Raw genomic sequence first — 12,017 nt, forward strand, 5'->3', positions numbered from 1 at the left:
CGCTGGCTGTGCTCCGTGCGCCTTGCACTTCATGCATCCAGGCGCGCCCCGGAACTCTCGAAGTCAATTTAAAGGAGCCTTGTTCCTCTGTTCCCGACTCCCAACCTGGTTCAGGGTCGTGGCCGCGCTCAGGCGGCCAGCGGCCGTTCCGTTACTGGGACTTCCTGACCCGCAGGTACCACTCGGCCAGCAGGCGGACCTGCTTCTCGGTGTACCCGCGCTCGACCATCCGTTCGACGAACTGTTTGTGTTTCTTCTGGTCTTCCTGCGAGGCCTTCGGGTTGAAGGAGATGACCGGAAGCAGGTCCTCGGTGTTGGAGAACATCTTCTTCTCGATCACGCTGCGCAGCTTCTCGTAACTGAGCCAGGATGGATTCTGGCCCTGGTTGTTGGCTCGGGCCCGCAGGACGAAGTTGACCACCTCGTTGCGGAAATCCTTCGGGTTGCTGATGCCGGCCGGCTTCTCGATTTTCTCCAGCTCGTCGTTGATGGCGGAGCGGTTGAGAATCTCGCCGGTCTCGGGGTCGCGGTACTCCTGGTCCTGGATCCAGAAGTCGGCGTAGGTGACGTAGCGGTCGAACAGGTTCTGGCCGTACTCGCTGTAGCTCTCCAGGTAGGCGGTCTGGATTTCCTTGCCGATGAACTCGACGTAGTGCGGCGCCAGGTATTCCTTGATAAAGCGCAGGTAGCGTTCCTGCACCTCGTTGGGGAATTGTTCCTGTTCGATCTGCTTCTCCAGCACGTAGAGCAGGTGCACCGGGTTGGCGGCGATTTCCGTGGTGTCGAAGTTGAACACCTTGGACAGGATCTTGAACGAGAAGCGGGTGGACAGGCCGTCCATGCCCTCGTTGACGCCGGCGGTGTCGCGGTACTCCTGGATCGACTTGGCCTTGGGATCGGTGTCCTTGATGTTCTGGCCGTCGTAGACCCGCATCTTCGAGTAGATGCTGGAGTTCTCGGGTTCTTTCAGGCGCGACAGCACCGTGAACTGGGCCAGCATGTCCAGGGTGTCCGGCGCGCAGGGCGCCCCCTGCAGGGAGCTGTGGCGCAGCAGCTTGCGGTAGATGTCGATTTCCTCGCTCACCCGCAGGCAGTAGGGCACCTTGACGATGTAGACCCGGTCGAGGAACGCCTCGTTATGCTTGTTGTTGCGGAAGGTCTGCCACTCGGATTCGTTGGAGTGGGCCAGGATGATGCCGTCGAACGGCACTGAGCCCATGCCCTCGGTGGTGTTGTAGTTGCCTTCCTGGGTGGCGGTGAGCAGCGGGTGCAGAACCTTGATGGGCGCCTTGAACATCTCGACGAATTCCATCAGGCCCTGGTTGGCCTTGCTCAGACCACCGGAAAAGCTGTAGGCATCCGGATCGTCCTGGGAGAACTCTTCCAGCATGCGGATGTTGACCTTGCCCACCAGGGCGGAGATGTCCTGGTTGTTGTCGTCGCCGGGCTCGGTCTTGGACACACCGATCTGATCGAGAATCGACGGGTAGCGCTTGACCACGCGGAATTGGGAAATGTCACCGTTAAACTCGTGCAGCCGTTTCACCGCCCAGGGCGACATGATCGGCTTGAGGTAACGGGTGGGAATGTTGAACTCTTCTTCGAGGATCGGGCCGTCCTCGTCCGGATCGAACAGGCCCAGCGGCGATTCGTTCACCGGTGAACCCTTGATGGCGTAGAAGGGCACCTTCTGCATCAGCTGCTTGAGCTTTTCCGCCAGGGACGATTTACCGCCGCCGACCGGGCCCAGCAGGTAGAGGATCTGCTTCTTCTCTTCCAGGCCCTGGGCCGCGTGCTTGAAGAAGGAGACGATGTTCTCGACGGCGTCTTCCATGCCGTAGAACTCGTCGAATTCGGGATAACGCTTGATGACCTTGTTGGAGAAGATCCGTGACAGGCGTGGATCGCGGGAGGTATCTATCTTTTCCGGCTCGCCGATAGCCAGCAACATCCGCTCGGCTGCCGTGGCATAGGCCGACGGGTCGCGTTTGCAGATCTCCAGGTATTCCTCAAGGGAAAACTCTTCCTCCTGAGTTGATTCATACCGGTCTTTGAAATGCTGCAGAATGCTCATATAGGACCCTCGCTCGCAATGTTGGACGCACAACTACACGTTTCTGTTCCCCGATTCGTATCGTCAGGATCGCCAATTCACCGGCGCCCCAGAGGTGGATGGATAATAAGGAAATGGGAGTCGCAGACCCGGAATGCGCCGGTGGTCGGATTCCGGTCTGGCTGATTTCAGCTTAGTTCAGCTCTGGCCACTTGGACAGTTACGAATCTTTTTTGTTTCAGGATTGTTGCTCCCTTTCCCGCACCTTGATGACGCAGGCTCCAATCGGGGTTTTCGCGGTTTTTATTCGGCCATTTTCAGCGTAGACGCGATGTCGTCGGTGCGGAGATAGAACCTCTCAATCACCGCTATAAGGGACCGGCGACCCATTGTCCCGTGGATGGGCGTCGGCGCTGTGAAGGGCGCATCCGTCCGGATTTGTCTTGCCTTCGTCATTCGGTGACTTAGACTGAAATCGGGTTCGTATAGACAGACCGATACTCACGTTCCCATCCCGGCAAAACGAGACGCCAGAGAAATGAAAAGAAGCCATGACGCCAGAGAAATGAAAAGAAGCCATAAGGAGAGCCCAGTGTCCCTGATCCCGCGAATCCGCCAGACCCTGGCGGTGCTGTTGCTGTGCATGTCCGGCCCGGTCCTGGCGGCCGATCCGGTAGTGGTGTCCTCCAAGATCGATACCGAAGGTTCGGTGCTGGGGCAGATGATCCTGCAGAGCCTGGAGCGCGCGGGCATCCCGGTGGAAAACCGCATCCAGCTCGGCGCCACCAACATCGTGCGCAACGCCATCAAGGCGGGTGAGATCGATATTTACCCGGAGTACACCGGCAACGCCGGTTTCTTCTACGACATGGCCGACAGCGATGTGTGGAAGGACGCCGACAAAGCCTATGAGATGGCCGGCAAGCTTGACTACGACGCCGAGAAAATCGTCTGGCTGACGCCCGCCGACGCCAACAACACCTGGGCCATGAGCGTGCGCGGCGACCTCGCCCGGGAAGCGGGCCTGACCACCCTTGATGACCTGGCCGCCTACATCAACGACGGCGGCGACTTCCGGTTCGCCGCCAGCGCCGAATTCGTTGAGTCCGCCAGTGCGTTGCCGGCGTTCCAGCAGGCCTATGGCTTCAAGCTCGACGCCGACCAGCTGTTGGTGCTCTCCGGCGGAAACACCGCCGCCACCATGCGCGCCGCAGCGCTCAACGACAACGACGTCAACGGCGCCATGACCTACGGCACCGACGGCGGCCTCAACGCCCTCGACCTGAAAGTGCTGACCGACACCCGCGGCGTACAGCCGGTTTACCAGCCGGCGCCGATCGTGCGCGAGGCGGTGCTGGAGGCCTACCCCGGAATCCGTGACGCGCTCCGGCCGGTGTTCGAGTCGCTCGACCTGGAAACCCTGCAGCGCCTGAATGGCGAGGTGGCGGTGAACGGCGCACCGGCGGCCGACGTGGCTCGCCAGTACCTGGATTCCCTGAAACAGGATTGACCTTGTCCCATCCGGATAAACGGCCCAGCCGGGTGCTGCCGGTGCTGGGCCTGATGGCGCTCATTCTCGTCTGGTCGCTGGATCTGGGCAGTATCCAGCCCAACCGGATCGTGCCGGGGACCGGCTATGGCCTCTTCAGTGCGGTGGGCTTGAGCGGCGCCGCTGTGGTTACCCTGTTCCTGCTGGCGGTTGTGGCCCTGGCCATACTGTCCGTGCGGCGGCGTTCGCTGATGCTTTCGTTGGGGCTGGTTTTGGCCCTTGCCGCCCTCCCGCTGCTGCTGATCCGCTTCACCGGCCTGCACCTGCCGGCGGATGCACCCTACGCCCGCAGTGCCATCGGTGCCGGCTTCTGGGCATTGCTGTTCCTGCTGGTGCTGATGCTGATTGAGGTGCTGGGCCGGCGGGGCAGCGGCCGATGGAGCCAACTGGCGGTACTGGGCCTGATTCTCGGGGCGTGGGGCTGGCTGTTCAGCCGTCCGGCGTTGTCGAGCCTGTCGCTGGTGCGCGAGTTCGACAACCGGCCGGATCAGTTCGTCCAGGCTCTCTGGGCCCACCTCGGGCTGGCCCTGGGCGCGGTGGCGATCAGCTTCGTGCTGGCCTTCGCCCTGGCGCTGAAAATGATGCGCAACGAGCGTTGGCGCCGCCCGGTCATGTCCCTGGCCAGTTTCCTGCAGACCATTCCCAGCCTGGCGTTGTTCGGCCTGCTGATCGCGCCGCTCAGCGCCCTCAGCTCGGCCTTGCCCTGGCTGCAGGAGCTGGGCGTGCGCGGTATTGGCTGGGCGCCGGCGCTGCTGGCCCTGATTGCCTATAGCCTGCTGCCGATGGTGCGCAACACCTATGTGGCGCTGACCGAGGTGCCCGGATCGGTGCTGGAAGCCGGGCAGGGGATGGGCATGAACCCGCGCCAGTTGTTCCTGCAGGTGCGTCTGCCGCTGGCGCTGCCGGTCATCGTTGAAGGCGTGCGCATCACCACCATTCAGGCCATGGGGCTGACCGCCGTCGCGGCGCTGGTTGGCGCGGGTGGTTTCGGAACCTTTATCTTCCAGGGACTGGGGCAGGCGGCCATGGACCTGGTGCTGCTTGGCGCGCTGCCGACCATTGCCCTGGCGCTGGCCGCCGATGCCATGCTGTCGGCCCTGGCGGCCGCCCTGCAGGCCCGCCCCGTGCCCGCATGAGTGTTGACGTAGAGCCGCAGGAGCGTTGCTGAAGAGGGATGAGAGTGTTGAGGAGTTCACCGCAATGATCGAACTGAAGAACGTCACCCGCCGTTTCGGCGACACGGTTGCGGTCGATCACATCGACCTGACCATCGAGACCGGCGAGGTGTGCGTGCTGGTGGGCAGCTCCGGGTGTGGCAAGTCCACCACCCTGAAGATGATCAACCGCCTGTTGCCCCACAGCAGCGGCGAGATCCTGATCGATGGCGAGGACATCAACGCGGTGGACCCGGACCGGTTGCGCATCAATATGGGCTACGCGATCCAGGGCACCGGGCTGTTCCCGCACTGGAGCGTGGCGCGCAACATCGCCCTGGTGCCCAACCTGCTGGACTGGCCCCGGGAGCGCATCGACGCCCGCGTCGCCGAGCTGCTCAGTCTGTTCGGGCTGGACCCGGCCGGGTTCGCCCACAAATACCCGCACCAGCTGTCCGGCGGCCAGGCCCAGCGGGTAGGCGTGGCCCGGGCGCTGGCGGCGGACCCCAATATCCTGCTGATGGACGAGCCATTTGGGGCGCTCGACGCCATTACCCGCGAGAGCCTGCAGCAGGAAATGCTGCGCCTGCAGCGCCAGCTCAAGAAAACCACGGTGTTCGTCACCCACGACATCGACGAGGCCCTGCGCCTGGCCACCCGCATCGCGGTCATGGACCAGGGGCGCATTGTCCAGCACGACACACCGGAGAACATCCTGCGCCGGCCGGCCTCGGACTTCGTCGAGAGCCTGGTGGGCAAGCAGGATCGGGGCTTGCGCCTGCTTGCCCTGCGTCCGGTGCGCGACCTGATGATCCCTCACGCCAAGCCGCGGCCGGCGGAGCCCGGGCAGGATGGCCTGCGCGAGGACGACAACCTGCGCCTGGCGCTGTCGGTGATGATGTGGCAGGACCTGCCGCAGGTGTCCGTGTTCGACGCCCAGGGCTTTGAGACCGGCGTGCTCAGCCGGGAACGGCTGATGGCGGTGGCGGCCTGATGCGGCACTGGCTGGCCCCCGTACTCTGGATGCTGCTCCTGCTCGCCCTGACGCTCGGGATGCCGTTGCTGGAGCCGGTCTTCCGCTGGTTGCAGCCGGATACGGCTAACGTGATCTACGACCGCTCGTCGTTCCTGTCGCTGCTGGGTAACCACGGTCTGCTGGTGCTGGTGTCGGCGCTGGTGGGCACCGTCGCGGCGGTGTCCGGCGGCCTCTTCGTGACCCGTTCGTCGGGGCGGGATTTTCTGCCCCTGGTGAGCCAGATCGCCGCCATAGGCCAGACGTTCCCGCCGGTGGCGGTGCTGGCGCTGGCGGTGCCGGCACTGGGCTTCGGCGAGGGGCCCACCCTGGTGGCGTTGATTCTCTACGGCTTGTTGCCGATCCTGCGCAATACCCTGGCCGGCATCGATGGTATTGATCCCACCGTCATCCAGGCGGCCCGCGGCATGGGGATGTCCGCCCGACAGGTGCTGCTGCAGGTGGAGTTGCCCCTGGCCGGACGGGTGATCCTGGCCGGCATCCGCACCTCGGTCACCATCAACATCGCCACGGCGGCCATCGGCTCCACCGTCGGTGCCCGGACCCTGGGCGATCCGGTGATCGCCGGACTGGTCAACGGCAATACCGCCTTCGTGCTGCAGGGAGCGATCCTGATTGGCTTGCTGGCGCTGGCTACCGACAGTGTGTTCGAGGCGCTGGAGCGGAACTGGGAACGGCACTACGGTATTCGCTATGCTCCGGCCTGAACGACGACATTTCCAGTATCGCGGCCGGTGACTACCATGACATCGTCAACCGGCTGGAGAGGCCCATGAAGTACATTTTCGAAGTCACCGTCAAAGATGGCCACACCGCTGAGGAATACGCCGACGCCTGGGTGCGCGCCAGCGAGCTGATCCAGCAGGCGCCGGGCGCACGGGGCACCGAACTGCACCGGATGATCGGCGATCCCCGGCGTCTGATCGCCATCGCCCACTGGGACACCAAGGCCAATCGCGATGCCATGGAATCGAAGCCCAACGAGGAGATCAAGGCGATCATCCGCAGCGCCGCCCCGTTCGTGGAGATTCGCCGCGTGGGCGAATTCGAGGAGCCGGAATGGGTGGTCATTCCTGACCCGGATCGGCAATGAGTGCGGATGGCATAGGTGTAATGTGCCCGGGTAGTTTCTAAGTTAAACTAAAAGTCGGTCATCGCGAGAACGGCGTCGAGTCCCCGATAACGGAGAGCCATCGATGGAAATCAAGACGTTCGAAGATCTGATCGACTGGGCGCGGCAGCTCCACGCCCACCTGTCCAGCAGCCTGGAAGACTCGGCCGGGCGCAACGAGGACGAGCGCGCCAGCGCGCTGCTGCAATATCTTGCGACGCACGAGTCGGAACTGGAACGCATTACCCGCGAGTTCGAAAAGCAGGCGGACCCCAATGTGTTGCAAACCTGCCTGTACGATTTCTTCAACCTTCACCCGTTCGAAACGCGGCGCAAGACCGATACCCACTACGCCAGCCTGAACTTCGAGGAGATTGCCCGGGAAGTCTTCGAGTTCCATGACGAGCTGATCGCGCTCTACGAGAGCCTGATCCGCAAGGCCGAGATCCCCGAGGTGTCCGAGTTGATGGAGGAGCTGCTGGCGATGGAGAAGAACGAATCTATGCGCCTGGCGCGCCAGATCCGCAGCATGGACGACGTCTGACAGCCGTCGTATCCCGACATCCTGCGGGATCAAGGCGGGGGCCGGCGTGGCGGCCCCCGTTTCTGGTTCAGATGTGGGCGCCCAGGAAATCCAGCACCGGGGCGACGACGGTGTCATGCCACAGAATCCGGTGGTGGCCGAGACCCTGTGTGCGCAACACCTGCGATGTTTCCCAGAGACGTCCGACCTGCTCGCTGTGACCGGGCGCGACGGCGCGATCGGTGCTGTCGACCACCACCAGGCCCTGGGCCGGCAGGGTCGGCGCCAGCCGCGACAGCGACAGCTCGTCCCAGACGCGACGGCCGAACCGCTCCGCCATCAGACGCCGGTGTACGTCCAGGGTCTTTTCCGGGATGCCCAGATCGACGCCCAGTCGATCCACCACCGACGCCAGGTCCAGCGGCGGGGCCAGCAATACCAGTCGTTGCGTGCCAAGGCCGTCGGCAATGGCCCGCGCCGCCGCCAGAGTCCCGAGAGAATGGGCCAGCACCCCGTAGACGCCCCCCACGCTGTCCGCCACATGCCGCACGACGGCGCTCATCTCGTACAGGTCCGTCTGGCGACCCTGGGCCCGGCCATGGGCCGGCGCGTCGAACAGCACCACCCGGAAGCCGGCGGCCACCAGCGGCTCGACGTAGGCGCCGAACTGGATGCCGGCGCCGGACCAGCCGTGGACGCCCAGAATCACGGGCCCGCTTCCCCAGCTGTACACCGGAAGCGTATTGGCGCCCTGATGCAGTTGGGTATGGGCCTCTGCCCGGTCGAGCAGGGGCTCGTAGCGCGACGGCATGGGCAACCGTCCGGGCCGGAAGAAACGCTGGTGTACCAGACGGCCGGCGGCTTCCGGAGACAGGCGGTCGTAGATTGTCAGCGCCTTGTGTGTGGCGACCTGGCGCCAGGATTTCCGGGCCGGCGCCGGTTGGGGAACGGCATCGGCAATCGATTTCATGTGGATGGTCATAGCGAGTCTCCCAGTGGATGCTGCTGTGAACGACAGGCTCAGGTTAGGGCTTGTGCGGCCGACGTCGGAGTGTCATATTTGACATTAAAGGTGCGAAAAGGGACATATCGATGATTCGTGTTGCCGTGCTTGCCCAGCCGGACTGCCACGCGTCCGGCATCCACGGGGTGATGGACTTCTTCACCGTCGCCCACTATTGCGCGCGGATGGACGCCGCCGCGACCGGCTTCGAATGCCATATCGTCACCGTCGACGATCAGCCGGTACGCGGCTACAGCGGTGCCCTGGTCACACCCACCTGCGACCGGGCCGCGATCCAGCCGGATCTGATCGTGATCGGCTCGGCCATCGAGGCGGCGCTGGTGGATCGGGGGCTGGAGCGCTCGCTGGCGGCGGCCGAGCCGGTGTTCGGCTGGTTACGAGCGGCCCGCGAGCGTGGCGCGATGCTGGCGAGTGTCTGCACCGGCAGCTTCATTCTGGCGGCGGCGGGGTTGCTTGATGGCTGCGTGGCCACCACCCACTGGCGGGCGGCGGCGCTGTTCCGTCGGCGTTTCCCGGCGGTGCGGCTGGAGGAAAGCGAGCTGGTGGTGGACAACGGGCAGGTGGTTTGTGCCGGGGGCGCCACGGCGTTCGTCGATCTGTGTCTCTACCTGGTCGAACGGCTGGCGTCGCCGGCGGTGGCGCTGGCCTGCAGTAAGCTGCTGGTGCTGGACAACCGGCGCCAGGAGCAGACGCCCTACATGAGTTTCTACGGCCACAAGGCCCACACCGACGCGGCCATCCATAAGGCCCAGACCTGGCTGGAGGCCCACTACGCCGGGCCGGTAGCGATGGATGAGGTGGCTGCGGTGGCGGGGTTGGGCGCGCGGACCTTCAAGCGCCGCTTCAAGGAGGCCACCGGCGAGACGCCCCTTGGCTACCTGCAGCATGTGCGCATCGAGGCAGCCAAGCATCTGCTGGAATCCAGTGGTCGGCAGACCTCGCAGGTGATCTGGGCGGTGGGCTACGAGGATGCCAGCTCTTTCCGCCGTCTGTTCAAGCGCACGGTGGGCTGCACCATGGAACAATATCGCCGGCGCTTCAGCTACGTGGTGCCGTCGGCGGGACGGCGGCAGCCCCGTCCCGCGGAGGTGTAAATCAACCGGGATCGGCGTCACTTGTGCCGGATGCGAAGGCGACCTAATCTGCCAGGACAGGCAGCGAGGAAGTGGCCTGTGGAACCACCGTCATGCGGTGGACAATCTCTATGCGGTAGACATCCTCCACGGAAAAGGAGTCGTTGCCATGCCCGACGTACCCGTTACATCCATCCTGGTGATCGCATCCACCTCCACAGCGGCGAATGCGGATTCCAACATGTTCATCGAAGTGCTCATTCCCCAGGTTGCGGGGTCGGAAGCCGCCCTGCCGGGCCCTCAGGGCTCCACCCAGGTGGTGACCATCCCCGCCTCCGGCACCAAGACCATGAGCCAGATCACCCCCGCGGACATTACCATCAGCACCGAGCCGCCCAACCAGGGCAACGCCTGGTTGCCGTCGGCGTTCTACGTGCTGGGCAAGGGCGATTCGTCGGATTACGAGGTGATCTGCGCGATTCCCGAGTGGCCCACGGATGTGTGGCTCAGCGAAGATCCCAATGACCCGAACTCGTTTCCGGCGATCTCGCTGGATCAGGTGCTGAGCCACGTCTGAACCGGGCGTGGCGTGCCCGGACTCAGGTCTTGCGGCGTAGCCTGAAGACGCTTTCCGAGCCGTGTTCCAGCCCCTTTCGCTTGGCGAACGGATGATCCTTCTCAAGCGGGTTGGTAAGGACGCAGTCGATGTCGAAGTCGTCGCCGAACAGTTCCGCCACCTCCGCCGGGCTCACATTGAACGGAGGCGGGGTGGTGGCGCCCGTTTCGTAGTCCAGGGTGATCAGCAGGATGGACGCCTCCTCCGGCAGGATGGCTTCCAGGTGATCGGCGTATTCCCGGCGCATGTTCGGCGGCAGGGCAATCAGGGCGGCGCGGTCGTAGACCTGGCGCACATGGCGCACGTCGTCCGGCACCAGTTGGAAGAAGTCGCCGCACCAGAGGCTGAGTTCCTCGTGGGTGTAGCGGGTGAACGGCTGGTCGGGATGCACCCTGGCCTTGGCTTCGGCCTCCTCGAAAAAATCCTTGCAGGCCACCGGGCTCAGTTCCACGCCGATCACCGGATGCCCGCGGTCGTGCAGCCACCACATGTCCTTTGACTTGCCGCACAGCGGAACCAGCACCGTTTCGTTGCCGGTGTGGACCATGTCCGGCCAGTGGTCGTGGAGATAACGGTTCACCGTACCCTCGTGGAAACCGATTTCCTGCTTCTCCCAGCGGGCGTGCCAGAATTCGTGGTCCATCGACCGACCTCCTTTGCTGTCGCTTTGCGTTCAATCCAGTATGGACTCGGAGTCGGCAGGCTGTCAGCTTCTTCGCCGCTTCCTGTCATCTCCGTCATCTGGCACCCGTGATGCGGTCCGCTTCAGCGTGTAAGCTGGAGGGATTCCAGACCTTTACCGCCAGGGAACGATCATGATGAAAGCCGTTTTCCTCGATGCCGCCACCCTCGGTCACGATGTGGACCTGACGCCCATTCATAATGCGGTGGATGAACTGGTCCTGCACCAGAGCACGGCACCGGAGCAGGTGAATGACCGCATTGCCGGGTTCGAGACCGTCATCACCAACAAGGTGGTGATCGGCGCCGAGCACTTCGATGCCCACCCCGGCCTCCGCCAGGTTGTCGTCACCGCCACCGGCACCAACAACATCGACCTGGAGGCCGCCAGGGCTCGCGGCATCAAGGTGGTGAACGCCATCCGCTACGGCCGCGCCTCGGTCACCCAGCACACCATGACCCTGATCCTGGCGCTGGCCACGCGTCTGGTCGACTACCACGAGGACGTGGGCGCCGGCTGCTGGGAGCAGAGCAGCCAGTTCTGCCTGATGGACCATCCGATCATGGAGCTGGAAGGGCGCACCATTGGCATCGTCGGCTACGGCGATCTGGGGCAGGGCGTTGCCCGGTTGGCGTCGGCTTTCGGCATGAAAGTGCTGCTGGGCGCACGGCCGGGACAGGAAGCCGGCGACGTGGACGGTTATCCTCGCATTCCGCTGGACGAGCTGCTGCCACAGGTGGACGTGTTGTCGCTGCATTGCCTGCTGACCGAAGACACTCGCAACCTGATCGACGCCGACGCCCTGGCGAAGATGCAGAAGCACGCGCTGCTGATCAACACCAGCCGCGGCGGCCTGGTGGACGAGAAAGCCCTGGCCGACGCCCTGCGCAAGGGCCGCATTGGTGGTGCCGGTTTCGACGTGCTCACCGAGGAGCCGCCGGCCAATGGCAACGTGCTGTTGTCGCCGGACATCCCCAACCTGCTCGTCACGCCCCACTGCGCCTGGGCCAGCAAGGAGGCACGGCAGCGCATGGTGCAGCTCACCGCAACGAACCTTGAGGGTATCCGCAACGGCACCCAGGAGCGCTGGGTGGTGTAATTGCGGTTCACTCCACGCTCGCAGGGCCGACGGCGGGGCGTCTGGCCCGCCTACGCCCGCTGACTCCCCCCTGAAAAGTCCGCCCCGGAAGGACGCCGGT

The 12,017-nt window shown here is 64.2% G+C and carries 12 protein-coding genes; 9 read left to right on the forward strand and 3 right to left on the reverse strand.

Annotated elements, in window-relative coordinates; all coding sequences use genetic code 11:
- Positions 1-151 precede the first annotated feature (151 nt).
- Complete coding sequence (locus DKK67_RS04075) at positions 152-2,074, reverse strand: PrkA family serine protein kinase (RefSeq protein WP_111494648.1); 1,923 nt, start codon at positions 2,072-2,074, stop codon at positions 152-154.
- Between the two features lie 622 nt (positions 2,075-2,696).
- Here DKK67_RS04075 and osmF point away from each other — a divergent pair.
- From osmF to DKK67_RS04105, 6 genes are all read left to right on the forward strand, one after another.
- Positions 2,697-3,563, forward strand: a complete 867-nt coding sequence (gene osmF, locus DKK67_RS04080) for a glycine betaine ABC transporter substrate-binding protein OsmF (protein WP_228160605.1) — start codon at positions 2,697-2,699, stop codon at positions 3,561-3,563.
- Complete coding sequence (locus DKK67_RS04085; RefSeq protein ID WP_407657809.1) at positions 3,560-4,738, forward strand: ABC transporter permease; 1,179 nt, start codon at positions 3,560-3,562, stop codon at positions 4,736-4,738. The genes osmF and DKK67_RS04085 overlap by 4 nt, the downstream gene beginning before the upstream one ends.
- Positions 4,739-4,802: 64 nt before the next feature.
- Positions 4,803-5,750 carry an ABC transporter ATP-binding protein gene (locus DKK67_RS04090; RefSeq protein WP_111494652.1) on the forward strand — a complete coding sequence of 316 codons (948 nt, stop codon included), beginning with the start codon at positions 4,803-4,805 and terminating at the stop codon, positions 5,748-5,750.
- Complete coding sequence (locus tag DKK67_RS04095; RefSeq protein WP_111494654.1) at positions 5,750-6,496, forward strand: ABC transporter permease; 747 nt, start codon at positions 5,750-5,752, stop codon at positions 6,494-6,496. The genes DKK67_RS04090 and DKK67_RS04095 overlap by 1 nt, the downstream gene beginning before the upstream one ends.
- A 65-nt stretch (positions 6,497-6,561) precedes the next feature.
- A complete protein-coding gene (locus DKK67_RS04100; RefSeq protein ID WP_111494656.1) occupies positions 6,562-6,882 on the forward strand; it encodes an antibiotic biosynthesis monooxygenase family protein in 321 nt (106 codons plus the stop codon).
- 103 nt (positions 6,883-6,985) lie between these two features.
- Complete coding sequence (locus DKK67_RS04105) at positions 6,986-7,444, forward strand: ATPase (protein ID WP_111494658.1); 459 nt, start codon at positions 6,986-6,988, stop codon at positions 7,442-7,444.
- A 67-nt stretch (positions 7,445-7,511) separates the two neighbouring features.
- Here DKK67_RS04105 and DKK67_RS04110 read toward each other — a convergent pair whose 3' ends face one another.
- Complete coding sequence (locus DKK67_RS04110; RefSeq protein WP_111494660.1) at positions 7,512-8,405, reverse strand: alpha/beta hydrolase; 894 nt, start codon at positions 8,403-8,405, stop codon at positions 7,512-7,514.
- A 110-nt stretch (positions 8,406-8,515) separates the two neighbouring features.
- Here DKK67_RS04110 and DKK67_RS04115 point away from each other — a divergent pair, with 110 nt between their 5' ends.
- Both DKK67_RS04115 and DKK67_RS04120 read left to right on the forward strand, forming a co-directional pair.
- Positions 8,516-9,541, forward strand: coding sequence for a GlxA family transcriptional regulator (locus DKK67_RS04115; protein ID WP_111494662.1), 1,026 nt, complete (start codon positions 8,516-8,518; stop codon positions 9,539-9,541).
- A gap of 148 nt (positions 9,542-9,689) precedes the next feature.
- Positions 9,690-10,097 carry a hypothetical protein gene (locus DKK67_RS04120; protein WP_111494664.1) on the forward strand — a complete coding sequence of 136 codons (408 nt, stop codon included), beginning with the start codon at positions 9,690-9,692 and terminating at the stop codon, positions 10,095-10,097.
- 22 nt (positions 10,098-10,119) lie between these two features.
- Here the strand turns inward: DKK67_RS04120 and tmpT are convergent, their stop codons facing one another.
- Positions 10,120-10,779: a thiopurine S-methyltransferase gene (gene tmpT / locus DKK67_RS04125; RefSeq protein WP_111494666.1), complete on the reverse strand. Its 660-nt coding sequence runs from the start codon at positions 10,777-10,779 to the stop codon at positions 10,120-10,122.
- Positions 10,780-10,954: 175 nt separating this feature from the next.
- Between tmpT and DKK67_RS04130 the strand changes: the two genes are divergently transcribed.
- The gene (locus tag DKK67_RS04130; RefSeq protein ID WP_111496759.1) at positions 10,955-11,917 is read left to right on the forward strand and encodes a D-2-hydroxyacid dehydrogenase; all 963 of its coding nucleotides are present in this window, start codon (positions 10,955-10,957) and stop codon (positions 11,915-11,917) included.
- The last annotated feature ends 100 nt before the right edge of the window (positions 11,918-12,017 follow it).

Source organism: Marinobacter bohaiensis, from assembly GCF_003258515.1.
GTDB classification, from domain to species: domain Bacteria; phylum Pseudomonadota; class Gammaproteobacteria; order Pseudomonadales; family Oleiphilaceae; genus Marinobacter_A; species Marinobacter_A bohaiensis.

Excerpts from the sequence above, each read along its gene's own strand:
- tmpT (WP_111494666.1), bottom strand. The coding sequence starts at position 10,779 with ATGGACCACGAATTCTGGCACGCCCGCTGGGAGAAGCAGGAAATCGGT.
- DKK67_RS04115 (WP_111494662.1), top strand. The coding sequence starts at position 8,516 with ATGATTCGTGTTGCCGTGCTTGCCCAGCCGGACTGCCACGCGTCCGGC.
- DKK67_RS04105 (WP_111494658.1), top strand. The coding sequence starts at position 6,986 with ATGGAAATCAAGACGTTCGAAGATCTGATCGACTGGGCGCGGCAGCTC.
- DKK67_RS04130 (WP_111496759.1), top strand. The coding sequence starts at position 10,955 with ATGAAAGCCGTTTTCCTCGATGCCGCCACCCTCGGTCACGATGTGGAC.
- DKK67_RS04100 (WP_111494656.1), top strand. The coding sequence starts at position 6,562 with ATGAAGTACATTTTCGAAGTCACCGTCAAAGATGGCCACACCGCTGAG.
- DKK67_RS04120 (WP_111494664.1), top strand. The coding sequence starts at position 9,690 with ATGCCCGACGTACCCGTTACATCCATCCTGGTGATCGCATCCACCTCC.
- DKK67_RS04110 (WP_111494660.1), bottom strand. The coding sequence starts at position 8,405 with ATGACCATCCACATGAAATCGATTGCCGATGCCGTTCCCCAACCGGCG.
- DKK67_RS04090 (WP_111494652.1), top strand. The coding sequence starts at position 4,803 with ATGATCGAACTGAAGAACGTCACCCGCCGTTTCGGCGACACGGTTGCG.
- osmF (WP_228160605.1), top strand. The coding sequence starts at position 2,697 with ATGTCCGGCCCGGTCCTGGCGGCCGATCCGGTAGTGGTGTCCTCCAAG.
- DKK67_RS04075 (WP_111494648.1), bottom strand. The coding sequence starts at position 2,074 with ATGAGCATTCTGCAGCATTTCAAAGACCGGTATGAATCAACTCAGGAG.
- DKK67_RS04095 (WP_111494654.1), top strand. The coding sequence starts at position 5,750 with ATGCGGCACTGGCTGGCCCCCGTACTCTGGATGCTGCTCCTGCTCGCC.